The organism is Longimicrobium sp., assembly GCA_036377595.1.
In the GTDB taxonomy this organism is placed as follows: Bacteria; Gemmatimonadota; Gemmatimonadetes; order Longimicrobiales; family Longimicrobiaceae; genus Longimicrobium.
The window spans coordinates 18,940-42,427 of sequence record DASUYB010000113.1 but is presented as its reverse complement, the minus strand read 5'-3'; the positions used below and the strand labels follow the sequence as shown (position 1 = coordinate 42,427).

At 70.6% G+C, this 23,488-nt stretch carries 24 protein-coding genes, 1 tRNA gene and 2 riboswitches; of the genes, 17 read left to right on the top strand and 8 right to left on the bottom strand.

What is annotated here, in order from left to right; all coding sequences use genetic code 11:
• The 7 genes from VF092_20360 (at window position 1) to VF092_20330 (ending at window position 6,482) form a co-directional block, all read left to right on the top strand.
• Window positions 1-1,617, top strand: a complete 1,617-nt coding sequence (locus VF092_20360; GenBank protein HEX6749656.1) for a DUF4388 domain-containing protein — start codon at window positions 1-3, stop codon at window positions 1,615-1,617.
• On the top strand, window positions 1,614-2,462 hold the full coding sequence (locus VF092_20355; protein ID HEX6749655.1) for a protein-glutamate O-methyltransferase CheR: 849 nt from the start codon (window positions 1,614-1,616) through the stop codon (window positions 2,460-2,462). Before VF092_20360 ends, VF092_20355 begins: the two co-directional genes overlap by 4 nt.
• Window positions 2,459-2,947: a chemotaxis protein CheD gene (locus VF092_20350; protein ID HEX6749654.1), complete on the top strand. Its 489-nt coding sequence runs from the start codon at window positions 2,459-2,461 to the stop codon at window positions 2,945-2,947. Before VF092_20355 ends, VF092_20350 begins: the two co-directional genes overlap by 4 nt.
• Window positions 2,934-4,145 (top strand): chemotaxis response regulator protein-glutamate methylesterase, encoded by a 1,212-nt coding sequence (locus VF092_20345; protein HEX6749653.1) that lies wholly within the window; start codon window positions 2,934-2,936, stop codon window positions 4,143-4,145. Before VF092_20350 ends, VF092_20345 begins: the two co-directional genes overlap by 14 nt.
• A complete protein-coding gene (locus VF092_20340) occupies window positions 4,142-4,615 on the top strand; it encodes a chemotaxis protein CheW (GenBank protein ID HEX6749652.1) in 474 nt (157 codons plus the stop codon). The genes VF092_20345 and VF092_20340 overlap by 4 nt, the downstream gene beginning before the upstream one ends.
• 452 nt (window positions 4,616-5,067) lie before the next feature.
• Window positions 5,068-5,616, top strand: coding sequence for a chemotaxis protein CheW (locus VF092_20335; protein HEX6749651.1), 549 nt, complete (start codon window positions 5,068-5,070; stop codon window positions 5,614-5,616).
• On the top strand, window positions 5,613-6,482 hold the full coding sequence (locus VF092_20330) for a tetratricopeptide repeat protein (protein ID HEX6749650.1): 870 nt from the start codon (window positions 5,613-5,615) through the stop codon (window positions 6,480-6,482). Before VF092_20335 ends, VF092_20330 begins: the two co-directional genes overlap by 4 nt.
• An 88-nt stretch (window positions 6,483-6,570) precedes the next feature.
• Here VF092_20330 and VF092_20325 read toward each other — a convergent pair whose 3' ends face one another.
• Entirely contained in the window at window positions 6,571-6,906 is a 336-nt protein-coding gene (locus tag VF092_20325; GenBank protein HEX6749649.1) for a type II toxin-antitoxin system PemK/MazF family toxin, read from the bottom strand.
• Between the two features lie 2 nt (window positions 6,907-6,908).
• Window positions 6,909-7,151, bottom strand: a complete 243-nt coding sequence (locus VF092_20320) for a ribbon-helix-helix domain-containing protein (GenBank protein ID HEX6749648.1) — start codon at window positions 7,149-7,151, stop codon at window positions 6,909-6,911.
• Window positions 7,152-7,407: 256 nt separating this feature from the next.
• Here VF092_20320 and VF092_20315 point away from each other — a divergent pair, with 256 nt between their 5' ends.
• The 8 genes from VF092_20315 to VF092_20280 all read left to right on the top strand — a co-directional run bounded on the left by VF092_20315 (window position 7,408) and on the right by VF092_20280 (window position 11,510).
• A complete protein-coding gene (locus VF092_20315) occupies window positions 7,408-8,241 on the top strand; it encodes a hypothetical protein (protein HEX6749647.1) in 834 nt (277 codons plus the stop codon).
• A 454-nt stretch (window positions 8,242-8,695) separates the two neighbouring features.
• Window positions 8,696-9,151 carry a hypothetical protein gene (locus tag VF092_20310; GenBank protein ID HEX6749646.1) on the top strand — a complete coding sequence of 152 codons (456 nt, stop codon included), beginning with the start codon at window positions 8,696-8,698 and terminating at the stop codon, window positions 9,149-9,151.
• Window positions 9,152-9,299: 148 nt separating this feature from the next.
• Complete coding sequence (locus VF092_20305; protein HEX6749645.1) at window positions 9,300-9,728, top strand: globin family protein; 429 nt, start codon at window positions 9,300-9,302, stop codon at window positions 9,726-9,728.
• A gap of 102 nt (window positions 9,729-9,830) precedes the next feature.
• Window positions 9,831-10,055 (top strand): hypothetical protein, encoded by a 225-nt coding sequence (locus VF092_20300; GenBank protein ID HEX6749644.1) that lies wholly within the window; start codon window positions 9,831-9,833, stop codon window positions 10,053-10,055.
• 5 nt (window positions 10,056-10,060) lie between these two features.
• Window positions 10,061-10,135, top strand: a tRNA-Val gene (locus tag VF092_20295).
• Window positions 10,136-10,267: 132 nt separating this feature from the next.
• Complete coding sequence (locus tag VF092_20290) at window positions 10,268-10,495, top strand: addiction module protein (GenBank protein ID HEX6749643.1); 228 nt, start codon at window positions 10,268-10,270, stop codon at window positions 10,493-10,495.
• A gap of 532 nt (window positions 10,496-11,027) precedes the next feature.
• Complete coding sequence (locus VF092_20285) at window positions 11,028-11,210, top strand: hypothetical protein (GenBank protein HEX6749642.1); 183 nt, start codon at window positions 11,028-11,030, stop codon at window positions 11,208-11,210.
• A 99-nt stretch (window positions 11,211-11,309) separates the two neighbouring features.
• Complete coding sequence (locus VF092_20280) at window positions 11,310-11,510, top strand: hypothetical protein (protein HEX6749641.1); 201 nt, start codon at window positions 11,310-11,312, stop codon at window positions 11,508-11,510.
• A 103-nt stretch (window positions 11,511-11,613) separates the two neighbouring features.
• On the opposite strand, the gene cdaA is transcribed toward VF092_20280, so the two are convergent.
• The 6 genes from cdaA to tilS all read right to left on the bottom strand — a co-directional run bounded on the left by cdaA (window position 11,614) and on the right by tilS (window position 19,344).
• Window positions 11,614-12,438 (bottom strand): diadenylate cyclase CdaA, encoded by an 825-nt coding sequence (gene cdaA, locus VF092_20275; protein HEX6749640.1) that lies wholly within the window; start codon window positions 12,436-12,438, stop codon window positions 11,614-11,616.
• Window positions 12,426-13,301 (bottom strand): dihydropteroate synthase, encoded by an 876-nt coding sequence (gene folP, locus VF092_20270; GenBank protein ID HEX6749639.1) that lies wholly within the window; start codon window positions 13,299-13,301, stop codon window positions 12,426-12,428. The genes cdaA and folP overlap by 13 nt, the downstream gene beginning before the upstream one ends.
• A gap of 112 nt (window positions 13,302-13,413) precedes the next feature.
• The gene (locus tag VF092_20265) at window positions 13,414-15,264 is read right to left on the bottom strand and encodes a hypothetical protein (GenBank protein ID HEX6749638.1); all 1,851 of its coding nucleotides are present in this window, start codon (window positions 15,262-15,264) and stop codon (window positions 13,414-13,416) included.
• A gap of 122 nt (window positions 15,265-15,386) precedes the next feature.
• Window positions 15,387-17,375 (bottom strand): ATP-dependent zinc metalloprotease FtsH, encoded by a 1,989-nt coding sequence (gene ftsH / locus VF092_20260; protein HEX6749637.1) that lies wholly within the window; start codon window positions 17,373-17,375, stop codon window positions 15,387-15,389.
• 63 nt (window positions 17,376-17,438) lie between these two features.
• Window positions 17,439-17,993 (bottom strand): hypoxanthine phosphoribosyltransferase, encoded by a 555-nt coding sequence (gene hpt / locus VF092_20255; GenBank protein HEX6749636.1) that lies wholly within the window; start codon window positions 17,991-17,993, stop codon window positions 17,439-17,441.
• The gene (gene tilS, locus VF092_20250; protein HEX6749635.1) at window positions 17,986-19,344 is read right to left on the bottom strand and encodes a tRNA lysidine(34) synthetase TilS; all 1,359 of its coding nucleotides are present in this window, start codon (window positions 19,342-19,344) and stop codon (window positions 17,986-17,988) included. Before tilS ends, hpt begins: the two co-directional genes overlap by 8 nt.
• Before the next feature lie 631 nt (window positions 19,345-19,975).
• A riboswitch (cyclic di-GMP riboswitch) is annotated at window positions 19,976-20,050 on the top strand.
• A 49-nt stretch (window positions 20,051-20,099) separates the two neighbouring features.
• On the opposite strand from tilS, the gene VF092_20245 reads away from it, so the two are divergent.
• Window positions 20,100-21,377 carry a hypothetical protein gene (locus VF092_20245; protein ID HEX6749634.1) on the top strand — a complete coding sequence of 426 codons (1,278 nt, stop codon included), beginning with the start codon at window positions 20,100-20,102 and terminating at the stop codon, window positions 21,375-21,377.
• Window positions 21,378-21,725: 348 nt separating this feature from the next.
• Window positions 21,726-21,802, top strand: a riboswitch (cyclic di-GMP riboswitch).
• 50 nt (window positions 21,803-21,852) lie between these two features.
• Window positions 21,853-23,466, top strand: coding sequence for a hypothetical protein (locus VF092_20240; GenBank protein ID HEX6749633.1), 1,614 nt, complete (start codon window positions 21,853-21,855; stop codon window positions 23,464-23,466).
• The last annotated feature ends 22 nt before the right edge of the window (window positions 23,467-23,488 follow it).

Sequence of the window (23,488 nt, the reverse complement as noted above, 5' to 3'; positions counted from 1 at the left end):
ATGGCGATCAAGGGCAACCTCCGCGAGGCCGGGCTTCCCGACGTCCTCCAGCTCCTGGCGATGGGGCAGAAGACCGGGTGCCTGTCGCTGACCGACCGCGCCTCGTTCGGCTACATCTACTTCGACCGCGGGCGCATCACCTACGCCAGCATCGTCAACCGCCGCGACCGGCTGGGCGACCTGCTGGTGAAGAACGGGCTGCTGCGCGCGGAGGACCTCTTCGCCGCCATCGACGAGCAGGCGCGGACGCCGGGCGACCGCCTGGGCGAGATCCTGGTCCGCCGCGGCCACATCACCCGCGAGCAGCTGCAGCACTACATCCGCATCCAGATCGAGGAGGCGGTCTACTTCCTCTTCACCTGGAACCAGGGGACCTTCCAGTTCGAGCCCGACCAGCGCCCCGAGGAGGGGGCGATGCTCGTCTCCATCAACCCCGAGAACCTGCTCCTGGAAGGCGCGCGGCGGATCGACGAGTGGAGCCTGATCGAGAAGAAGATCCCCTCGCTGGACCTGGTGTTCGACATGGACCGCTCCAAGCCCATCGAGGGCTTCGAGCTGGCCGACGAGCAGCGCAAGATCCTGCCGCTGATCGACGGCAAGCGCAGCGTGCAGGACATCATCGACGACAGCGGGATGGTGGAGTTCGACGTGGGAAAGGCCCTGTACGGGCTGATCCAGGCCGGCTTCGCGCACCCCGTGGGCCGGCGCGCGCCCGAGGTGCAGCAGGTGCCCCGCGCCCGCATCGACGAGCACCGCAACCTCGGCATCGCCTTCTACAAGACCGGGATGTACGAAGAGTCCACGCGCGAGTTCAGGCGCGTGGCCGAGCTGCAGCCGACGAACCCCGACTCGCGCTTCCATCTCGCGCTGATCGGGCTGCGGAAGGGCGACGACCGCTTCGCGCTGCGGTACTTCAAGGAGGTGGTGGAGATCGGCGGCGTCCGCGCCAGCGCGCTGCACGACATGGCGCTGGCGCTGGAGCGGATCGGCCGGCTGCAGGACGCGCGCTTCGCGGTGGACGAGGCGGCGCGGATGGCGCCGAAGCGCCCGCAGGTCCTCCTCTCCCGCGCCATCCTGGTCCTCAAGCAGGGCGACCCCCACGCGGCCGTCGAGGCGTTCGCCAGGTACCGCGATCTCCTGGGGACGGGAAAGGCGCCCGCCGCCTACTTCGCCTTCGCCATGCTGGCCGAGGCCGCGGCGGGGCGGCCCGACGAGGCGGTGAAGCTGGGCGAGGAGGGTGTCGCCGCGCATCCCCACTCCGCACCGGTGCACCTCCACTACGGCGCCGTCCGCGAGCGCCGGGGCGAGTGGGAGCAGGCCGAGGAACTCTATCGGAGGGCCACGGAGGAGGACGGCGACCTCCCGCAGGCGCACAAGGGGCTGGGCGACGCGCTCTACCGCCGCGGCGCCTACGACGAGGCGGCCGACGCGTACCGCCGCGCCATCCAGCTGCGCCCCGACCTGGGCGACGACGTCTACTTCCGCCTGGGCAACATCCACTACAAGCGGATGGAGCGCCCCGAGGCGGTGCGGCTGTGGAAGCGCGCGCTGGAGATCAATCCCGGCAACGGCGTCGTCCGGACGAACCTGGAGCTGGTGGAGAACGTGCTGCGATGAACCTGCCGCCGCCGTACGTCCCCTTCACCCTCCCGCTGGAAGGCGACGAGGAGGAGCTGGAGCGCCTGAAGCGGAAGATCGAGCGCGACCGGGGTTTTAATTGTACGTTTTATAAGGATAAATGCCTTAGAAGGCGGATCGCCGTGCGGATGCGCGCGCGCGGGCAGACGTCGTTCGCCGACTACGCGGCGCTGCTCGACCGCGAGCCGGGCGAGTACGACCACCTGCTCGACACGCTGACCATCAACGTCACGAAGTTTTTCCGGAACATCGAGACGTGGCACGCCATCGAGCAGCAGCTGCTGCCGCCGCTGTTCGCCGCGCCGGGGCCCATCCGCGTGTGGAGCGCGGGAAGCGCCAGCGGCGAGGAGGCGTACACCGTCTCCATCCTGATGCACGAGTGGGCGGAGAAGCACCACCGCCGCCACGAGGTCGACCGCGTGCGCATCGTGGGGACGGACATCGACCGCAAGAGCCTGGACAACGCGCAGCGCGGCGTCTATCCCGACCTGTCGCTGAGCGAGACGCCGCCGCACCTGCGGCAGCGCTGGTTCAGCCCCGGTCCGCCCTTCCGCATCCGCCCCGAGGCGCAGAAGAACGTGAGCTTCGTGCGCCGCGACCTGATCTCCGAGCGCGCGGAGGGGGGGCAGAACCTGATCCTGTGCCGCAACGTGGTGATCTACTTCGACCGCGAGATCCAGGAGCGGCTGTTCAAGGACTTCTACGACGCGCTGGTGCCGGGGGGATACCTGGTCATGGGAAAGGTGGAGACGCTGGTGGGCGTGGCCCGCACGCTCTTCCGCTCGGTGAACAACCGCGAACGGATCTTTCAGAAGCCCGCATGAATCCCCGGCAGATCTTCGTGAAGGTGGCCCACCACGCCGTCGGCGGCGCCGGCGACGTGCTGGTGACGCTGGGGCTGGGGAGCTGCGTGGCCATCCTCCTGCACGACCGGATGGCGAAGGTGGGCGGGCTGGCGCACGTCCTCCTCCCCGAACCCGCGCTGGCGCGCGACCGCCACAACTCGGCCAAGTTCGCCACCACCGCCGTGCCCATGCTGATCGATGAGCTGGGGGGGATGGGCGCGCGCAACGGGCGGATCGAGGCGCGGCTGGTGGGCGGCGCGTCGATGTTCACCTCGCTGATGGTGCCCGGCTCGCTGAACATGGGCGAGCGCAACATCCGCGCGGCGCGCGAGGCGCTGCGCCGGGCTGGGATCCCGCTGCTGGGCGAGGCGGTGGGGGGCGACTTCGGGCGGTCGGTGCGCTTCTCCGTGGCCGAGGGGCGCACCGTGGTCTCCTCGGTGGGCCGGCCGGATGTCGTCCTCTAGGCCGCCGTCGGGGTCGCGCCCGCGCGGGAAGGCCCGCCGCACGCACACCGTGCTGGTGGTGGACGACAGCGCGTTCATGCGCCGGGTGATCACCGACATCCTGTCGCAGACCGACGAGTTCCGGGTGATCGGCACCGCGCGCGACGGCAACGACGCGCTGAAGAAGGTGCACCAGCTCGAGCCCGACCTGGTGACGATGGACGTGGAGATGCCCGGGGTCGACGGGCTGACCGCGCTCGGCTACATCATGAGCGAGACCCCGCGCCCCGTGGTGATGCTCTCCGCCTACACCACGGAGGGCGGCGAGGCGACCATGCGCGCGCTGGACTACGGCGCGGTGGACTTCGTCAGCAAGCCCAGCGGCACGATCTCGCTGAACCTGGAGACGGTGGCCGACCGGCTGCTCGAGGCGCTCCGCGCCGCGGCCGCCGCGAACCTCTCCGCGATCCCCGTGCGCATGCAGGCGCGGCCGTCGCCGCGCCGCCGCGAGCGCTCGGTGCTGGAGCCGCCCGCCGCATCGCCGTCGCCCGCGGCGGCGATGCCGGCGCCGCCGGTGCGGCGGAAGCGGCGGCGTCCGGCCGGGCTGGACGCGGCCGCGTCGGAGATCGCGGTGTGCATCGCGGCGTCCACCGGCGGGCCGCGCGCGCTGGCGGAGATGCTGCCGCGGCTGCGCGTCCCGCTGGGCGCGGCGGTGCTGGTGGTGCAGCACATGCCGGCGCACTTCACCCGCACCTTCGCCGAGCGGCTGGACGCGCTGGAGGGGCTGCCGGTGACCGAGGCGGTGGAGGGCGAGCCGGTGCGGCAGAACCACGTCTACATGGCGCCGGGAGACTACCACATGCGCGTGGTGCGCGACGAGGCCGGGGTGCCGCGGGTGGCGCTGGACCAGGGGCCGTCGCTGTGGGGCGTGCGCCCCGCGGCGGACGTGCTCTTCCGCTCGGTGGCGCAGGCGTACGGCGCGCGCGCGGTCGGCGTGGTGCTGACGGGGATGGGGCGCGACGGCGCGGAGGGGGTGCGCGAGATCGTGGACGCCGGCGGCGCGGGGATCGCGCAGGACCGGGGGACGAGCGTGATCTACGGGATGCCGCACGCCGCGGCCGAGCACGTGCGCACCATCCTGCCGCTGGACCGCATCCCCGCCGCCATCGAGGAGGCGGTGGACGCGCGCGCGGCGGTGATGGCGGAGGGACACGCGTGAGCGGCGACGCGTTCCGCCCCTTCCGCGAGCGGGTGGCGGAGGACGAGGCGCAGGTGATCGCCTTCCAGCTGGGCGGCGAGCTGCACGCGTGCGACATCCACCTGGTGGAGGAGGTGGTGACGAAGCGCCGCATCCACCGTCTTCCCGACATGCCGCCGCACCTGCTGGGGATGCTGCGCCTGCGCGGCGAGCTGGTGCCCGTGCTCGACGTGGCGCCGCTGCTGGACCTGGCGCTCGCCGCGGAGCAGCCGGCGATCCTCGTGGTCGGCGTGGGAGACGCGCGGCTGGGCGTGGCGGTGGACGGGGCGCAGGACGTGGTGGCCCTCACCCCCGCCGACTACCGCCCCCCGCCCCACACCGGCGGCGAGCGCGACCAGTTCGTCGTCGGCGTCGCGCGCGTGGGCGGGAAGCTGGTCAGCCTGATCGACCTGGCGGAGATGCTGCGCGAGGTGGCGACGACGGCGGGGTGAGAGCGGCCGCCGGGTGAGTCGGGACGGAGGATGAGCATCGAAGCGACCGCGGCGTCGCGCCCTCTCCGGCTCGCCTAGGCTCGCCACCTCTCCCGTACCGGGAGAGGTAGTCGGGCGGGCATCACCGCGAACGGGATGCGCCGGCGCGGCTGCAGGCGGCCCCCTCCCCCGGCCCCTCCCCCGCTGCGCAGGGGCGGGGAGAACTCAGCGTGGTGGAGCTTTCGATGCGGCACACAAGCCAGCCAGGGCAACGCGTCGCACCGAAGTCGAGGTGCACAACCGTTGGTTGCGCCACGCACTTGAAGTTACCCCCTCCCGTTATCGGGAGGGGGTACGCGGCCCCAGCCGCGGGGGGAGGGTCTCCCGGGGGACACGCCCGAATCCCCTTGCAGTTCAAGCAGTTGCAGTTGAAGTTCCACGATCCGCGATTCCACACACGCCACACCACGCCCATGAGAAACGTTCGCGCGGCGGCCGTGCCGCAGGTGCAGCTCGTGACCTTCCGCATCGGCGGCGAGGAGTTCGGGCTCGACGTGTTCCAGGTGCACGAGATCCTGCGCTACGAGGAGCCCACCGCCATGCCCAAGGCGCCCGCCTTCGTCGAGGGCGTGATGGACGTGCGCGGCACGCTCGTGCCCATCGTGGACCTGCGGAAGCGCTTCGAGGTGCACGACCTGCGCTACGACGACGACACGCGCATCGTGGTGGTCGACTTCCAGGGCGAGCGCCTGGGGCTGGTGGTGGACGAGGTGACCGAGGTGCTGCGCGCCCCCGAGACCGCCGTGCAGCCGCCGCCGCAGTTCGTGAAGGGCCTCGCCGCCGAGTTCATCCGCGGGATCGTGCGGCTGGAATCGCGCCTCGTGGTGCTGCTCGACCTGGAGCGCATCCTGAGCAGCCAGGAGCGGATGCAACTGCTCTTCTCCGGCCTGGCCGGCGGCGAGGAGCAGACCGCGGGCGAGGCGTCGGCGCCGGGCACGAAGCGGAAGGGCGCGAAGGGATGACGGCGGAGGAGCTGATCGCCGCGTACGAGCAGCGCCGCGCCGCCATCGTCGCCCGGCTGGACGCGGGCGGCGCCGACGACGCGGTGAAGAACGAGATCGTGGGGCTGTTCAAGGAGACCGAGGCCGCCGTCGAGCAGCTGGCGGCCTTCAAGGAGACCCTCCGCGAGCTGGTGCAGCGCTACAAGTCGCTCGCGGGGGAGAAGCCGTCGCCGGCGCCGCGCGGGCGCACCGCCGTGGCCGACCACATCGGCAGCTCCACCTACATCGAGCGCGGGTGGAGCGCCATCGCCGGCGGCGACCCGAAGCGCGCGATCAAGGAGCTGGAGCGCGCGCTGGAGCTGGCGCCCAACGATCCCCAGGCCGAGACGCTGCTGGGGTGGGCGCAGATGCTTCGCGGGCAGTACGACGACGCGCTGTTCACCTACTACAAGGTGCTGGCGAAGACGCCCGACAACCCGCTGGCGCGCGTCAATCTGGGCTACATCTGCCTGAAGAAGGGGATCTTCGGCGAGGCCATCGAGCACCTGTCCAAGGCCATCCGCCAGGAGCAGGACCGCAAGGCGAGTCTCTACGCCCACTTCTACATGGGGCTGGTGTACCTGGAGCGGGAGATGTTCGACGACGCGCGCGCCTTCTTCCGCCGCACGCTGGAGCTGGGCCCCAACATGCTCGAGGCGTGGTGGGAGATGGGGCGCGCGTTCTACCTGGAGGGGAACCACCGCGCCGCGGCCGAGGCGTGGCGGCAGGGGGTGGAGACGAACCGCTTCAGCCTGTGGGGCGAGCGCTGCGGCATCGCGCTGAAGCAGGTGGACGCCGGCGAGCCGGTGACCTTCACCAGCGACGCGAGCGAGACGGCCAACGCGTGAGCAAGGGTCGGACGGGCGGCTGAGGCCGCGGCTGGAACATTGGAAAGCCTCGCAAACCGCGCGAGGCTTCTCTTTTGGGGGATGATTGTCAGTCGCCGATGATCTCGTTCAACCCCTCGACCACCTGTGTCAGCTCTTCATGCGATGCTTCGGCAAGCAGATCACCGATCCGTTCGGTTGTAAGAACTCGCACTTGGCTGATCTTCACCCAGGAGCGCTTCGGAAGCGCGGTGGCTCGTAATTCAAGCGTCAGGGGAAAGCCAGCACGTTGAGGCTGACTCGTGATTGCAGCGGCGATGACGGTGCCCGAGCGCTCGTTGAATACATCGTGGCTCAGGATTAACACAGGGCGCCGTCCGGCCTGCTCGCGTCCGCGTACCGGATCCAGGTCTGCCCACCTGATTTCACCTCGGCGGATGCGCACGCTTAGTACTCCGGCCAAGCCGCGACATCCGCAGCCAAGCCTTCCTCCGCCAGTGCGCGCTCCTCTGCGACATCCAAGCGCAAACACGCTTCAGCCAGTCGCGTCCGGCGGAAGCGGGCGAGTTGCTCCGCGACCGCAGCCTCGATGGCCTGGCTTCGATTCGAATAGCGGTGCTCGCGGACGAGCGCGTCGACCTGGCTGAGCAGCGACGCATCGAGCGTGACCGCGATCTTAGTTTTTGCCATGGTAGGACAATATATCATACCCTACCCCTGATCAAGTCTGCCTGCCCCCCGGCAGCTTCACAATTCCTCGAGTTTCGCTGATCGTTCAGGTATGACGCGTCCGTTCATCCTTCGGCGATCTCTGCGGCTCATCGCCGCGATTGCCTCGCTCATCTTCAATTCCATCCTCCCGATCTCGTCCGATCTCCAGGCCCAGTCGGTGGAGACGCTCCGCGCGGGGAGCGTCAGCGTCGTCTACGCACCGCGACAGCGAGGGTTGGCGAAGCGGGTGATGGAGGCGGCGCGGCGGCCGGTGCGCTTTCCCGGACTGGGCGCGGTGGCGGTGCCGGAGTCGACGACGATCGTCCTGGCATCCACGCCGGCCGAGTTCGCCGCGGCGACGGGCGGCGACATCCCCGAGTGGGCGGGCGGCGTGGCGATCCCGGGCCTGCGGCGGATCGTGCTGCCGGAGTACCCGGGCGCGCGCGTCCGCGACGAGGACGCGGCCGTCATCCTGCGCCACGAGGTCGCGCACCTGGTGCTGCACGACCGACTGGGCGACCTGGTCCCGCGCTGGTTCGACGAGGGTTACGCGGAGGTGGCCAGCGGCGGGTGGGACGTGGAGAGCGGGTGGCAGCTCCGGCTCTCGTTCCTCACCGGCAGCACGCCGCCGCTGGATTCGCTCACGCTCGACTGGCCGCGCGGCGCGGGCGAGGCGCGCTTCGCCTACCTGCTCTCCGCCACGGCGGTGGACTACCTGCGCCGGCGCGGCGGCGACCGCGGGATGCAGCTGCTGTTCGACAACTGGCGCCGCGAGGGAAGCTTCGAGGGCGCGCTGCGCACCACCTTCGGCATCACCTTCGGCCAGTTAGAGGACGAGTGGCGGCGCGACGTCCGCTCGCGCTACGGCTGGCTCGCCATCCTCAGCAACGCCGCGCTCATCTGGCTCGCCGCGACGGCGCTGGTGCTGGCCGCGTGGCTCCCGCGCCGCCGCCGCAACCGCGCCAAGCTCGCGCAGATGGACGCCGAGGAGCGGATGCTGCCGCCCGTGCGGCCGGAGCTGGCGGGCGTCGACTACCCGCTCGCAGAGCCGGACGACGAACGCGAGTGAGAAGCCCGTCGCGCGCGCCTGATCTGCGTACGAGCCGCAGCCGGTAGTCCGCGAAGGCGGACTTCGTGTGGTTGTTGCCGCGGTGCCGCGGTTTCAACCGCCCCTCCCAACCCCGCCCACCATCTTCATCTTCCCCAAATCCCCCAGTCCCTTCCCGATTTTCCGCGCTTTCCTCACCCTTTCCGGCGATCTTCCTCCCGACATCCCCACGACGGATGTAACCTCCGCGCCTGAGACGCCGATGTACCGCCGGCGCCGCAGCCTCATGGGGCGCACACGTCCCACACCGGCAGCAGATTGTCCCACGCACACCCCATCCCGCCCGGGCGTGGTGCGGGTGGTGATTTCCAAGTGATTGCATCACCACAACCTGGGGCGCGTGCCGGAACGGGCGCGGCGGTTGCTCTGGGGGGCGGCATCCAGGTGTCAGACGCCACCCGTCGCCGCCTTGCCGATGACGTACGAGACCCGAGACCGGGTGCAGGAGAGCTGGGCCGCCGTGCTCGACCACGCGCCGGCCGCCGCGCAGGCGTTCTACGACCGCCTGATCGACATCGACCCGCAGCTCGGCCGCCACTTCCGCGGCACCGAGATGCGCGAGCGGGAGCGGGAGCTGATGCGGGCGCTCACCGCGCTCGTTCGCAACCTGGGCGAGGAGTGGCGCGCCGGCGGCGTCGAGGCCGCGGCAGATCCCTGGGAGAGCGCGCACGAGATGGTGGTCTGCGGCGCGCTCTTCACCATGCTGGAGCGGGCGCTGGGCGCCGGCTTCACCCCCGCACTGCGGGCGGCGTGGATGGAGGTGTTCAGCGCGCACGCCGCGGAGATCCGCCAGGCCGCGCTGGGCGACGCGGGCTCGCGCGTGGTGCCGCTGCACGAACGGCAGCGGCGGCTGGTGCAGATCGGGAGCTGAGGTCGAGCTCCCCCCGATCCCCTTGTGCCCCGCCGGGCCGGATCCGCCCGGCGGCTCGGCATACACGGCGCACCATCCGCCCACCCCGACGTCCGGCGGGGGAACGAAGGTCCGGACGCTGACGCAATCCTATCCGGAGCACCCGAAGATGACCCCCGAGAGCAAGACCCTCGTGCAGTCGAGCTGGGCGCTGGTGGAGCCGATCTCCGAGGCCGCCGCGGAGCTGTTCTACGGCCGCCTGTTCCACCTCGACCCGTCGCTGCGGCCCATGTTCCGCGGCGACCTGAAGGAACAGGGAAAGAAGCTGATGCAGATGCTGGCAGTGGCGGTACGCGGGCTGGACCGCCTGGACCAGCTGGTGCCCGCGGTGGAGGCGCTCGGCCGGCGGCACGCGGGGTACGGCGTGGAGGACGAGCACTACGACACCGTGGCGTCCGCCCTGCTGTGGACGCTGAGCACGGGGCTGGGCCCGGCGTTCACCCCCCAGGTGGAGGCCGCGTGGACCGAGGCCTACACGCTGCTGGCCACGGTGATGAAGAACGCCGCCGCCGAGGTGGAGCTGGCCGCCGCGGCGTGACGGACGGCGCGGCGAGCGGAAACGCAGGGCGCGGCCCCGTCCCCGCATCTCCGCGCGGCGGGCGGGGTTGACGCTTTCCCGCGCCGCGGCTAGGTTTTTCGCATGCCCAGACCGACTCCCGCGCGTCCGCGCAACGCACCCGCCCCGCCTCCGGCCGACGCCGCGGGCTCGCTCCGCTTCACGCCGAAGAACCTGGCGTTCCTCGGCGCGGGGCTGGCGGCCATCATCCTCGGCTACGTCCTGCTGGGCGCGGCCGACACCGTGTTCGCCCCGCTGCTGCTGGTGCTGGGCTACGCGGTGCTGATCCCGCTGGGGATCATCCTGTAGCACGCGGGCGCTTAGCTCAGCTGGTCCAGAGCACCTGTCTTACACACAGGGGGTCGGGGGTTCGAATCCCTCAGCGCCCATAGATCGAACCTCCGGCGGATCTGCGTCGGAGGTTTTGTCATGGAAACCACAATAGAAGTCACTGCCCGGGAGCTTCCCAAAGCCAGTCCATCCTTGTAAAATGGATGGAGATTTCAACGCAGAGGGATCTGATGAAGACGTTGACTGCCGACGAAATTGCGGCCCAGGCGCTATCTCTGCCCCGTCCCGAACGCGAGCATGTTGCCGAAGCGCTACTCGCAAGCCTGCGCGTTGATCCCGTGGTTGAAGCGGCCTGGACGGAAGAGATCCGGCGCCGCATCCGGGATATCGATTCCGGGAAGACCACGCTCATCCCGGCCGAGGAAGTGTTGAAGGAGGTCGAGGAACTCCTTCGGTGATGCGGATCTTTTTCGATCCAGAGGCGCGCGCGGAATATGTAGGCGCCGCCGCGCGCCACAAGGCGGAGAGTCCGCAACACGGGCGGGAGTTTGCGCACGATTTCCGAACAGCGTTAGACCAGATCGCCGCATTTCCGATGAGCTATGCGGCAGATTCGGATGGTGTGAGAAAGAAGCCGCTACGTCGCTTTCCGTAGCTCTCGTTTATCGCGTCGGTGATGATGTAATCGAGATCATTGCGTTGGCACATCAGAGTCGTCAGCCGGACTACTGGCGTGACAGGCTTTAGAGTCACACACCGTCCCTCGCAGCCTGGATCGAACCTCTGGCGGATCTGCGTCGGAGGTTCTTTGATTGAAAAGGGGAATTGCCGAGGACTCAATCACCGCCTGGACCGAGTTCTCCGCGATCTTTCCGCGGTGCGAGCGATCTGTAAGAGCCTACAGATTGGATGATTGCCGCCCATTTGATTACAATTGGAGCGTGCACCGGCATCCGGCTGGTAGCGCCGCACCCTGATCGAGAGGCCGAGATGAAGAAGGTCAAGCTGAGCCTGGACACCCTGTCCGTGGAGTCGTTCGCCGTCGTCGCCGAGTCGGCGGAGAAGGGGACCGTGCTGGCCCATCGTCCCAGTGGCATGCCATTCACCTGCGACACCTGCGGGGCCACCTGCCTGACGGACTGCACCTGTCCGGTTACCGGCAGGCACTGCTGATCGCTGCGGCGCGCATCCCTCTGCGCGTATCGGTCCGCATGCAGCTACGTGCACCAGCATCCCGGCTGGTAGCGCTCCACCCATGATCGAGAGGTCGAGATGAAGAAAGTCAAGCTGAGCCTGGACGCCCTGACCGTGGAGTCGTTCGCCGTCGCCACCGAGCCGGCGGAGAAGGGCACCGTGGATGCCCACCAGCCCAGCGGCAAGCCGTTCACCTGCGACACCTGCCAGGACAGCTGCCAGACCCATGGCGCCTGCCCCTGTCTGGTCACCAACGGCATGCTCAGCTGCTTCTGCTGATCGCGGCGGATCGCTGGCTATCAAACGATGAGGACCGCCCTGCGTCGGCGGTCCTCTTCGTTTTCTCCGCGCCTCCGCGTCTCCGCGTGAGACCAGAGCGATCTCACGTCTGCGCGGACGCGTCGGAGGCGCGCGAGGCCACGGCGCGGCCCCCGTTCTCGCCCGGCAGCGCGCCGGCGGTGAGGATCTCCTGCAGCCGGTCGGGCGTCAGCCCACGCTGCAGGCGGCCGCGGTGGGCGACGGAGACGATCCCCGTCTCCTCGCTGACCACGATCACCAGCGCGTCCGTCTCCTCCGACAGCCCGAGCGCGGCACGATGGCGCGTCCCCAGCGTGCGGTCCGTCACCGGGAACTGGGTGAGCGGGAGGATCACGCCCGCCGCGACGATCTCGTCCCCCCGCACCACCGCGGCGCCGTCGTGCAGCAGCGAATAGGGGGTGAAGATGTTCTGCAGCAGCGGCGCGGATACGCGGGCCTGCAGCGGCGTCCCCGTCTCCAGGTACTCGCCGAGCCCGATCTCCTCCTCGATGGCGATGATGGCGCCCACCTTGTCGCGCGAAAGCTCCTCCACCGCCTCGACGATCTCCTGGTTCACCTCCCTGCCCTGCATCCCCGTGAACACGCGGAAAAGGCGGTTCTGCCCCAGCGACGCCAAGCCGCTGCGCAGCTCGGGCTGGAAGACGATGAGCGCCGCGATCACCCCGAAGTTGAAGAGCTGCGTCAGCAGGTACTCGACCAGCGTGAGCGCCAGGATGCGCGACACGACGTAGAGGCCGACCAGGAGGAAGAAGCCCAGCAGCATCTGGAACGCCCGCGTTCCCGCGAACACCAGCAGGATGCGGTAGATGACGGCCGCGACGAGGAGGATCTCCACCACGTCGCGCCACCCGGGGGCCAGGAAGGCGATGCGGTCGATCAGCGCGCCCACGCCGCCCCCGCGCGGAAGATGGCGTCGGCCACGTCCAGCGCCTGCCGCGCGGCGCGGACCTCGTGCACGCGGAAGAGGCGGGCGCCGCGCATGAGCCCGGCCACGCACGCGCCCACCGTCCCCGCGTCGCGCTCGCCCGCGGGGACGCCGCCCAGCAGCGCGCCGATGAACGCCTTGCGGCTGGGCCCCAGCAGCACCGGCCGTCCAAGGCGCTCGACCAGCACGTCCAGCCGCGCGATCAGCTCCAGGTTCTGCGCCACCGACTTGGCGAAGCCGATCCCCGGGTCCACCACGATCCGCTCCTCGCCGATCCCCGCCGCCACGGCGCGCGCCACCCGCGGCTCCAGCTCGTCGGCCACCTCCTCCGCCACGTCGCGATAATCGGCCAGCGTCTGCATCGTCTCCGGCGTCCCGCGCATGTGCATCAGCACCAGCCCGGCGTCGGAGTCGGCCACCACCGCCGCCATCTCCGCATCCTCCAGCGCGGAGACGTCGTTGATGGCGTCCGCGCCCTCCGCCAGCGCAACCCGGGCGACCGCCGCCTTGCGTGTGTCGACGGAGACGACGACGTCCAGCTCCGCCTTGATCGCGCGCAGCACGGGAAGGACGCGCGCCAGCTCCTCGTCCGCGGAGACGGCGAGGGAGCCGGGGCGCGTGGACTCGCCGCCGACGTCGAGGGCGTGCGCGCCGTCGGCCACGAGCTGGCGGGCGCGCGCGAGGGCCGGCTCCACGCCCTGGAACCGGCCCCCGTCGCTGAAGCTGTCGGGCGTCACGTTCAGCACGCCGACGATCACGGGCCGCTCCAGCGAGAGCGCCCGCCCGCGGATGCGCCAGGTCCCGAGGTTCGCGGCGGCCGACAGCACGTGGGTGCGAAAGTGCGAGAGTGCGAAGGTGCGAGAGTAGAGAGCGCGAGTGGCGAAACTACCGTCCGCACGGTAGTTCCGCCACTCGGCGTGCGACGGGGATGCGGTGCCGCTACGGCGCGCCCGCGGCCCAGCGGTCGCGAATCGCGCGCTGCCGCTCCGTCGCATCCGCGAGCGGCTCGATCGTCACCTGCGGGCGGTCGAAGCCCGCCGCCACCACGGTCGTGCGGAACGGGCCCGACGCGCGCGCCACCTCGTAGCGCAGCGTGTCGCCGATGCGGACGCGCGTGAGCATCGCCCGGTATTCGCGCCAGCTGCCGTACGCAACGCCGTTCACCGAGACGAGGCGGTCACCCGTGTGCAGCCCCGCGCGCCCCCAGACGCTCGCCGGGTCGGTGACGATCAGGCGCAGGCCGCCGCCCGGCGGGTTCTCCGTCGCCCAGGTACGCAGGTCCACCGCCGGCCGCCCCTCGCGGTCGAGCGCGGGCGACCACGCCACCCGGGCGCGGAGCCCCGCCAGCCGCAGGTACCGGTCGAAGTCGATCGCCCCCGCGCCGCGCACGTGCGCGTCGAAGAACGGGGTCACGTCGCAGCCGCACACGTCCTCCACCGCGCGCTCCACGTCCCGCCCGTTGAACCCGCGCTCGCCCGAGAAGCGCTCCAGCATCAGCCGCATCACGTCGTCCATCGAGCGCCGCCCGGCCGTGGCGTCGCGGATCACCAGGTCCAGCATGGCGCCGATCAGCTCGCCCTGCAGGTGCGCGCTGGCGGTGTAGTCGCCCAGCGCGCCGGGCGGGGCGTTGTAGGCCACGCGGCTCACCTGCTCGGCCGAGAAGCGCGCGTTCCCCGGGCCGGCCAGGTAGCGCTCGATCAGGCCCTCCAGGTGCGCCGCCCGGGTGGAGTCCTCCACCGGCAGCCCCGCGCGGCGGAGGAGAAGGTCGGCGTAGAAGAGGGTGAGCCCCTCGCTGAACCAGAGGCCGGCGACCGGCCGCTGCGTGCGGTAGTCCACGCCGCCGTACTCCTCGGGACGGATCCGCATCAGGTTCCAGCTGTGGAAGAACTCGTGTACCGTCTCCTCCAGCTCCGCCGTGGGCGACTCGGCCAGCTCGGCGCTGGGTATGCCGAGGGTGACGGAGTTCGGGTGCTCGAGCCCGCCGTAGGCGCTGTCCTGCAAGAGAAAGGTGAACTCGCGGTAGGGTGCGCGGCCGAAGAGGGCCACCGCCTGCCGCGTCACCCGCTCGAGTTGCCCGGCGAACGCCGCCGTGTCGAAGGGCGCCGCCCCTGCCGCGGGCCAGTAGACGACGCGGTGCGGAACGCCGTCCACCGCGAAGCGCCAGCTGCGCAGCCGCCCCGCCAGCAGCGGCGACTCCATCAGCACGTCCACGCTCGGCGCGAAGAAGGTCCGCGGGTCGGACGTCGGCACCAGACCCGTCGCCATCTCCCACCCTGCAGGCAACTCGAACCGCACGTACGATGGGGCCAGCTCGGCGCCCAGCACGTACATGAACGAGTGCGGGCCGCCCACCATCCCTCCGCCGCTGGCCAGGAACGGGCGCCACGCCGCGCGCACCCCGCCCTCCCCCGGCGGAAGCCGCAGCCGGTAGCGCACCACCGCCGCGCCGCCCGGCGCCACCAGCCGCCACACCGCGCTGTCCACCCGCGCGATCGCCGCCGACGGGGCGCCCTCGACCCGCAGGTTCTCGACGTAGCGCCAGTAGCGGTCGTCGTACTCCGGGTGCGCCGCCATGGCCAGGCGCACGGTGTCCGGCGCGTTGCGGATGCGCATCTCCACGTCGAAGCCGGAAAGGTCGGCGCCGTCGACGCGCAGGAGGTACGACACGACCGGCTGCGACCGGGCGTAGCGCACCTCCATGGCGTCCATCGGGTGGCGGAACGGGTGCTGCGCGGGCGCCGCCGCGGGAAGCGCGGCCAGCGCGAGGGCCAGGGGGATGGATCTCCGCATCGTCGCCTCCGGAGGGTGAGGACGGGACGGAACGGGGGATGGGGTCCCGAATGCGGACCGCCCCGGCCGGTGGGTCACCGGCCGGGGCGGTCGAGGGAATCGTCCGGCCTCTCGGGGAAGGCTCAGGCGAGCCGGGGCTTCAGCTCCACCGTGCCCGCCGGCGCGCGGTCCTTGGCCGCCGCGGGGATCGGCTCGGGGATGTCGGGCGGCGTGGGCACCGGCTCGCTCACGCGGAAGGGCGGCAGCGGCTTGCCGTCGGCCAGCAGTTCCACGTCCTCGCGCGCCAGCGTCTCGCGCTCCAGCAGCGCGCCCGCTACCTGGTGCAGCAGCTCCATGTTCTCGGTGAGAACCTGCTTCGCGCGCTCGTACGCCTCGCCGATCACGCGCGCCACCTCGGCGTCCACCACCTGCGCGGTGCTCTCGCTGATCCCGCGGCGGGTCCCCAGGTCGCGGCCGAGGAAGACCTCGGTCTCGTTCTCCGCGACGAGGATGGGCCCCACGGCGTCCGACAGCCCCCAGTGCGTCACGTAGCTGCGCGCGATGTTGGTGGCCATCTGGATGTCGCCCTGCGCGCCGGTGGTCACCCGCTCGCGGCCGAACACCAGCTCCTCGGCCACGCGGCCGCCGTACGCCATCACCAGCCGCGCCTCGATCTGCTGGCGCGTCATCGACACGCGGTCGTCCTCGGGGAGCGTGAACGCCACGCCCAGCGTCCGCCCGCGGGGGATGATGGTCACTTTGTGCAGCGGGTCGTTCCCCGCCACCTTCACCGCGCAGATGGCGTGGCCGGCCTCGTGGTACGCGGTGAGCCGGCGCTCCTCGTCCTTCATCACCAGCGACCGCCGCTCGGCGCCCAGCATCACCTTGTCCTTGGCGTCCTCGAGGTCGGCCATGTAGACCAGGTCCTTGTTGCGCCGCGCGGCCAGCAGCGCGCCCTCGTTCACCAGGTTGGCCAGGTCCGCCCCGCTCATCCCCGGCGTGCTGCGGGCCAGGACGGGAACGGAGACGTCGCTCGCGGTGGGCACCTTCTTCAGGTGCACCTTGAGGATCCCCTCGCGCCCCTTCACGTCGGGGGAGTCGACCACGATCTGCCGGTCGAAGCGACCCGGGCGCAGGAGCGCGGGGTCCAGCACGTCGGGGCGGTTCGTGGCGGCGATCAGGATCACCCCGTCGTTCCCCTCGAAGCCGTCCATCTCCACCAGCAGCTGGTTGAGCGTCTGCTCGCGCTCGTCGTGCCCGCCGCCGAGGCCCGCGCCGCGGTGCCGCCCCACGGCGTCGATCTCGTCGATGAAGATGATGCAGGGCGCGTGTGCCTTCCCCTGCTCGAACAGGTCGCGCACGCGGCTGGCGCCCACGCCCACGAACATCTCCACGAAGTCGCTGCCCGACATGGAGAAGAAGGGACGTCCCGCCTCTCCGGCCACGGCGCGGGCCAGGAGCGTCTTCCCCGTCCCCGGCGGCCCGACCAGCAGGGCGCCCTTGGGGATGCGTCCGCCCAGGCGGCTGAAGCGCTTGGGGTCCTTCAGGAACTCCACGATCTCCTGCAGCTCCTGCTTGGCCTCGTCGGCCCCGGCCACGTCGTCGAAGGTGACCTTGGGCGTGTCGCCCGAGAGGAGCTTCGCCTTGCTCTTGCCGAACTGGAAGGCCTTGTTCCCGCTGGCCTGCATCTGCCGGAAGATGAACACCCAGAAGCCGATGATCAGCAGCCAGGGGAACATGGCCTTGAGCAGCGACCACCAGTTGGTCTCGGCGTCCTTGCCGCTGATCACCGCGCCGCTGGCCGCCAGCTGCTCCAGCAGCTTCTCGGAGTTGGCCATGGGCAGGCGCGTGCGGAAGCGCTGCACCGGCCCCTGCGGGCCCTGGATGGCGCGGCGTAGCTCGCCCTGGGCGGTCTGGCCTTCCAGGCCGCCCATGATCTCGATCGAGGCGATGTTGCGCTCGGCGATCTGCCGCTGCAGGTCGGAGTAGGTGATCTGCGCGGTCTGCCGCTGGCCCCCGCTGGTCATCTCCACCAGCAGGATCGACATCACCACCAGCAGGGCCCAGAAGCTGACCGTGCGGGTGATGCGGCCCAGCCGGGGCGCCTTGGGGGGTGTGGGTGCTTCGGCCATTCGTATGCTTCCTCGGTCCGCGCCGGGGAGCCCCGGCCGCGTGCGCCCTGCCTCAGGGGAGCCTTAGAGGCTCCCGATGAACGGCAGGTTGCGGAAATCTTCGGAGTGGTCCAGACCGTAGCCGATCAGGAACTCGTTGGGCGCGTCGAACCCCACCCACTTCGGCTCGCGGATGAGGTTGGCGGCCACGTGCTTATGCAGAAGAGTACAGATCTCGAGCGACAAGGGTCCCCGCTCCTCGAGCATGGGCACCAGCCGCGACAGCGTCGTCCCGCTGTCCACGATGTCCTCCACCAGCACGATGTGCTTGCCTTCCAGCGAGATGGAGGGGTCGTAGAGGAGGTTGACGGTGCCCGAGGTGGTGGTGCCGCTCCCGTAGCTGCTGGCCACGATGAAGTCCACGTGCATGAGCCGGTGGATGTGGCGCACCAGGTCGCTGAGGAAGATGAACGAGCCCTTCAGCAGCCCCAGCACCAGCAGCGGCTCGTCGTCGGGATAGCTCTCGGAGATGTCGTGCCCCATCTCGGCCACGCGCGCCGCGATGGTGTCTTCGTCGTAGACGATGCGGGCCAGCTCGCGCCCGCCCGTGCGTCGCAGCGTAGTAACCGAATCAGGCATCCGTGATCTCGACGGTCAGTCCCGGCTCTCCGGGCGAGGGCGCGCGCACGCACTGCGCGAGCCCCGGCACCCACACCACCCGTCCCTCGGCGTCCGCCAGCACGGGCACGCGCGCGCGGGCGCTCCGCGGCACGCGGCGGTCGATCAGCAGCCGCTTGAGCGTGCGCCCGCCGGCCGGGGTCCGCACCCGGTCGCCGGGAAGGCGCCCGCGCAGCAGGAGCGGGAGCGCCACCTCGCCGGCGGCCAGCGTCACCGCGCATCCCCCCGCGCCCTGCCCGTCGTCGCCCGTCCACCAGGCCACCCGGCGCTCGCGCCCGCCGATGCGGCAGGTGCCGGACCCTCCCGGTGCGTCGATGAGCAGGGGGAGGTCCGGAGGGGGGGCGGCGCCGGTGCGCTCGATGCGGGCGGCGCCGAACTCGGTGGTGATGCGCACCCCGCCGGGGAGCACCAGCTCCCGTCCGCTCGGGGCGGTTCGGATAAACCGGAGCGCCGACCGGGTTCCGTCCCTGTCGGGGACCGTCCCCAGCCGGCGCAGCAGGCCGCGCAGCAGCCGTGCGGCCACGGCCGAATCATAACCCGCAAAGCGTTCCCGGACAAGGACGATGGCCCCTTCCTCCTCCCTCGCCAGCCCCTCCGCCTCGGCCGCGAGGAGCGCCTCCCACGCCACTTCGTCTTCGCGCGCGAGCTCGGCCAGGCGCACGAGTCCGCGCCGCGCGCCGGGCGCGATCGTGCGCTCGATGGCCGGCAGCAGTTCCAGGCGAATGCGGTTGCGCGCCGGATCGGCGACGGCGTTGGTGGGGTCTTCGCGCCAGCGCAGGCGGTGCTCGCGGGCGTAGCGCCGCAGCTCCGCGCGCCAGAAGGGAAGGAGCGGGCGGATGAGTCTCCGCGCTTCATCCACTGGCGCGATCCCCGCCAGCCCGGCGATCCCCGTCCCCCGCAGCACGCGGAAGAGCACGGTCTCCGCCTGGTCGTCCGCATGGTGCGCGGTGGCGATCCACTCCGCGCCCGCCCGCTCGCGCGCGTCGCGAAGGAAGGCGTGGCGCGCGTCCCGCGCCTCCTCCTCCGTCCTCAGGCTGCGATGGCTGCGGTCGGTGACGAGGGAGACGTCCCACGCGCGGCAGAGGCCCGCCACCCAGCGCGCGTCGCGCTCGCTCTCCGGCCGCATGGCGTGGTCGAAGTGCGCGGCGGAGACGGCGATCCCCATCTCCCGCGCGGCAAAGCGGAGGAGATGCAGGAGGACGACGGAATCCGCGCCGCCCGAGAGCGCGACGAGCACGTGCGCCCCCTCGCCGATGCCGAGCGAGGGGAGGTGATCGAGGAACCGCCGGGTGAACGAGGGCCGCTCGCCCATTCCGCCGCCGTGGTCGCGTGAGAATGACGGGATCACGCCGAAGTTAAGCGCGCAGGGGGACGGAGAAAACGTCCGGCGCCCACCGGGGCAGCATAACTCCGTCGTCATCCGGGCGCGGCGGACTCGGAAGCGCGCTCAAATTATTCTGAATTGTCCCGCTGAGAACGCGTGATTTGTTTCTCTTGCCGATGAGGAGACCGTGTGGCGCGGGTGGGACACCCATTCCCCAATCCCGTGGCACGATACCCACACGCCACTTTTCAGGACAAGCTTAGATTCTGCTAAGTCATTGTGATTAGGCAATTTAGGTTTTACTACCCCTGCTTCACGTCCGGAACAGCGATTGCTCCTTTACAGTCCGCCCGCCGCGGCGGCGCGGCCTTCGTGCGCAGCGATTCATGCTCCGCTCCCCCTGATTCCCACGGTTTCGATCGAACCGCATTCGGCGCGGCTCCCCTCTCTCGATCTTCATCTTCACGACCGCGCGTGAATCCAGGGAAAGGCGCATCCTCGCCCGACGGCGCCCGCGAGCGCCTGGCGAGGCGGACTGCACCGAAGGCCGCCACGTAACCCACCGACGACGTCACGGACGGGCCCACAGATCGGGACGGACACCCCGCCCGCCCCCTCCTTCCGACAATAGCACCCCGGCCGCGAGGTCGGTCCGCAAAGCCACGGGTCTCGCGCAGACGGCCGGGCTACCGAAGAAGCACACCGCCGGCACCCTGCCGGCACTGTCGAAGGAGAGCCCCACAATGAGACTCGGCAACATCATCCCCCTGGCCGTCGTGGCGGCGGCCGCGGCGTGCTCCGACGGCGGATCGCCCACGGCGCCGGCGAACGCGCCCGCGCCGCCCGCCGCCGTCGTCGGCTCGGCGCTCAGCGGCGCCATCTTCACCACCGACGTGGCGTGCAACGGCACCGACCTCAACATCTACGGCGACCGCCACGACGTGTGGCTGGACGGCGGCCCCACGCACCCGGGCGCCGCCACGCTTCCCGACGGCGCCTATTACGTGCGCGTGACCAACCCGTCCGGCGCCCTGCTGCTGGGCACCAGCGTGGGCGCGGCCGACGAGACGCCGTTCACGGTGACCGGCGGCGTGGTGAGCTGCATCAACCTGTGGAACTCGCTGATCACGCCCGCGAGCACGCAGGGGTTCGACCCGACCGACAACCCCGGCGGCGAGTACAAGGTGTGGGTGAGCACCGACAACACCTTCACCAACAGCTCCACGAAGACGGACAACTTCAAGGTGAAGGAGGATGAGCCGCAGCCGCTGCCGACCTGGCTGCGCGTGCGCAAGTTCTACGACGCCAACGCCAACGGGATCGACGACGACGGGCAGCCCATCATCGGCTGGCGGATGCGCATCGCCGACGGGTTCGACGAGATCCACTACACGCCGGTGGACATGCAGGTGGCGCCGGACGACTACACGGTGACCGAATCGGCGCCCGTCGAGACGAACTGGCTGGCCACCACGGCCAACCCCGTGGCGGTGACGCTGGCCGCGGGTGACGACCGGACGGTGACGTTCGGCAACCTGTGCGTGGGCGCCGGGGGCGGGCTGACGCTGGGCTTCTGGTCGAACAAGAACGGCCAGGCGCTGATGGACGGCACCGACCTGGCCATGCTCTCCGCGCTCAATCTCCGCAACGCCGCGGGCGCGGGCTTCGATCCGGGCACGTACGCGTCGTTCCGCACCTGGATCCTGGGCGCCACCGCCACCAACATGGCGTACATGCTCTCCGCGCAGCTGGCGGCGATGGAGCTGAACGTCTTCAACGGCAAGGTGGCCGGCTCGTCGCTGATCTACGCGCCGGGGGCGACCAGCGCCAACTCGCTCGGCTTCGCCACGGTGAGCGCGGTGATGGCCGAGGCGGACACGGAGCTCGGGCTGCACGGCGTCACCACGGACGGGAGCCCGTTCCGCGCGTACCAGGAGGCGCTGAAGAACGCGCTCGACAAGGCGAACAACAACCTGAGCTTCGTGCAGGCCACCCCCTGCGCGTTCAGCTTCGGTGCCTGATCCAGTATCCTGACTAGAGATAGATCGACCGGGACCCCGTCGCGGCGGGGCCCCGGTGTTCTTTTCCATCGAATCGCTGTTGCACGGACGCAACACTCCTGCGTGTGGCACGCAACGAACCCATTGGCACCCATCGTTGTGTAGCAGATAAATCGTTGTAAATCCACGCATTTATTCGAGTATCCGTAGCAGCAGGCGTGGCATGGCCGTTGCCACCCCCGAATGGCCGAACCGGCACGCTGACCCACCAGCAATCCTCTCGGCGCTGATTCACCCGGCGCCACCGTGCCGGCCTCTCGAGGCAGCTTCCCGTCCCCACCGGCGCGATTCGAGCCTCCTCGCTCCTCCTTCCGACAAGGGCACCCCGGCCGCGAGGCCGGTCCGCAAAGCCACGGGTCTCTCACCGAGACGGCCGGGCTGCCGAAGAAGCCTCACCGCCGGCCCCGCGCCGGTTCCTGTCGAAGGAGACACACCCATGAAGCACCGGCTCTACCTCCCGGCCGCCCTGGCGGTGGCCATCGCCGCGGCGTGCGCCGACCCCGGCGGATCGCCCACGCTCTCCAGCGTGCAGCAGCCGCGCGCGGCGGGCGGCGGCACCTCGGGCGCCATCTTCACCACCGGCGCCGCGTGCGACGGGACGGACCTGAACATCTACGCCAACAAGGCCGACGTGTACGTGGACGGCGGCCCCGCGCACCCCGGCGCCGCCGGGCTGCCGGACGGCGACTACTACATCCAGGTGACCACGCCCAGCGGCACCCTGCTGGGCACCAGCGTGGGAACGGCCACGCCGCAGCCGGTCCACGTGGTCGGCGGCGAGTTCCAGGTGTGCTACCAGCTGGCCGCGGTGGTCCACAAGGCCAGCTCGCCCGGCGACGCGGGGTATGACGACACCGACAACGCGGGCGGCGAGTACAAGGTGTGGGTCAGCCGCGCGTCCGACTTCTCGGGCGGCAACACCAAGACCGACAACTTCAAGGTGAAGCCGGCGGTCGTCGACCTCCCCGAGGTGGCGGTCACCAAGACGGCGGACAGCTGGTACGAGCGCGCGTACCGCTGGAGCGTCGACAAGAGCGCCGACGCCTCGACCGTCACCCTCGCGCCGGGGCAGTCGAAGACGGTGAACTACTCGGTGGTGGTGACGAACACCGGCAGCGTGGACCGCAACTTCTCGGTGAGCGGCACCATCACCATCACCAACCAGAAGGAGGTCGACGCCACCATCACCAGCGTGACGGACGTGACCGACTTCGGCCCGGCCGACCAGGTGGACTGCGCGCTCCCCGTGACCCTGCACCACGTGGGCGACACGCTGACCTGCACCTACACGCAGGCGCTGGCGCAGCCGCCGGTGGCGTTCGGCACGGGGTATGGCAACACGGCGAAGGCCTTCGTCGCCGACCCGCAGGGCGGCAGCGACCTGGAGTTCACCGGCACCGCCGGCTTCTCGTTCGACGCGTCGGCGCCGAACTCGGAAGTGGACAAGTGCATCAACGCGTCGGACACCTTCGCGGGCGCGCTGGGGCAGGTGTGCGTGGGCGACTCGCCGAAGACCTTCACCTACGGCCGCACCTTCGGCCCCGGCCGCATCGGCGACTGCGGGAAGACGTACAACTACCCGAACACGGCGTCGCTCTCCGGCACCGAGGCGAACGGGTCGGACAGCTGGGGCGTGGACGTGAGCTACGTGTGCGGCTGCACACCGGGGTACTGGAAGAACAACACGGCGGGGTGGCCGGTGCCCACGGGCACGCTGGAGAGCTCGCCCTTCCCGAACTCCACGCTGAACCCGCCGTACCTGCTGAACGGGAAGACGCTCGGCCAGTACACGCTGCTGCAGGGCCTGGCCTTCCAGGGCAACTCGACGGTGGAGGGCGGCGCGGAGATCCTGCTGCGCGCGGCGACGGCGGCGTACCTGAACGCCAGCAAGTTCGGCTACGCGCTGAGCGTGGGCGACGTCACCTCGCAGGTGAACGCGGCGCTGGCCACGAAGGACCGCGCCACGCTGATCGCCCTGGCGGGGCAGCTCGACGCGTACAACAACGCCGGGTGCCCGCTGAACGCGAAGGGCAGTCCCATCAACCCGTGACCTTTCCGCTCCGCCGGGCGCC

Bases quoted from the DNA above. Each gene is read 5' to 3' on its own strand.
- VF092_20335 (HEX6749651.1), top strand. From the start codon at position 5,068: ATGAGAAACGTTCGCGCGGCGGCCGTGCCGCAGGTGCAGCTCGTGACC.
- VF092_20330 (HEX6749650.1), top strand. From the start codon at position 5,613: ATGACGGCGGAGGAGCTGATCGCCGCGTACGAGCAGCGCCGCGCCGCC.
- ftsH (HEX6749637.1), bottom strand. From the start codon at position 17,375: ATGGCCGAAGCACCCACACCCCCCAAGGCGCCCCGGCTGGGCCGCATC.
- VF092_20265 (HEX6749638.1), bottom strand. From the start codon at position 15,264: ATGCGGAGATCCATCCCCCTGGCCCTCGCGCTGGCCGCGCTTCCCGCG.
- VF092_20355 (HEX6749655.1), top strand. From the start codon at position 1,614: ATGAACCTGCCGCCGCCGTACGTCCCCTTCACCCTCCCGCTGGAAGGC.
- VF092_20305 (HEX6749645.1), top strand. From the start codon at position 9,300: ATGACCCCCGAGAGCAAGACCCTCGTGCAGTCGAGCTGGGCGCTGGTG.
- VF092_20280 (HEX6749641.1), top strand. From the start codon at position 11,310: ATGAAGAAAGTCAAGCTGAGCCTGGACGCCCTGACCGTGGAGTCGTTC.
- VF092_20310 (HEX6749646.1), top strand. From the start codon at position 8,696: ATGACGTACGAGACCCGAGACCGGGTGCAGGAGAGCTGGGCCGCCGTG.
- VF092_20240 (HEX6749633.1), top strand. From the start codon at position 21,853: ATGAAGCACCGGCTCTACCTCCCGGCCGCCCTGGCGGTGGCCATCGCC.
- VF092_20300 (HEX6749644.1), top strand. From the start codon at position 9,831: ATGCCCAGACCGACTCCCGCGCGTCCGCGCAACGCACCCGCCCCGCCT.
- VF092_20285 (HEX6749642.1), top strand. From the start codon at position 11,028: ATGAAGAAGGTCAAGCTGAGCCTGGACACCCTGTCCGTGGAGTCGTTC.
- VF092_20320 (HEX6749648.1), bottom strand. From the start codon at position 7,151: ATGGCAAAAACTAAGATCGCGGTCACGCTCGATGCGTCGCTGCTCAGC.
- VF092_20360 (HEX6749656.1), top strand. From the start codon at position 1: ATGGCGATCAAGGGCAACCTCCGCGAGGCCGGGCTTCCCGACGTCCTC.
- VF092_20290 (HEX6749643.1), top strand. From the start codon at position 10,268: ATGAAGACGTTGACTGCCGACGAAATTGCGGCCCAGGCGCTATCTCTG.
- VF092_20345 (HEX6749653.1), top strand. From the start codon at position 2,934: ATGTCGTCCTCTAGGCCGCCGTCGGGGTCGCGCCCGCGCGGGAAGGCC.
- tilS (HEX6749635.1), bottom strand. From the start codon at position 19,344: ATGGGCGAGCGGCCCTCGTTCACCCGGCGGTTCCTCGATCACCTCCCC.
- VF092_20245 (HEX6749634.1), top strand. From the start codon at position 20,100: ATGAGACTCGGCAACATCATCCCCCTGGCCGTCGTGGCGGCGGCCGCG.
- hpt (HEX6749636.1), bottom strand. From the start codon at position 17,993: ATGCCTGATTCGGTTACTACGCTGCGACGCACGGGCGGGCGCGAGCTG.
- VF092_20350 (HEX6749654.1), top strand. From the start codon at position 2,459: ATGAATCCCCGGCAGATCTTCGTGAAGGTGGCCCACCACGCCGTCGGC.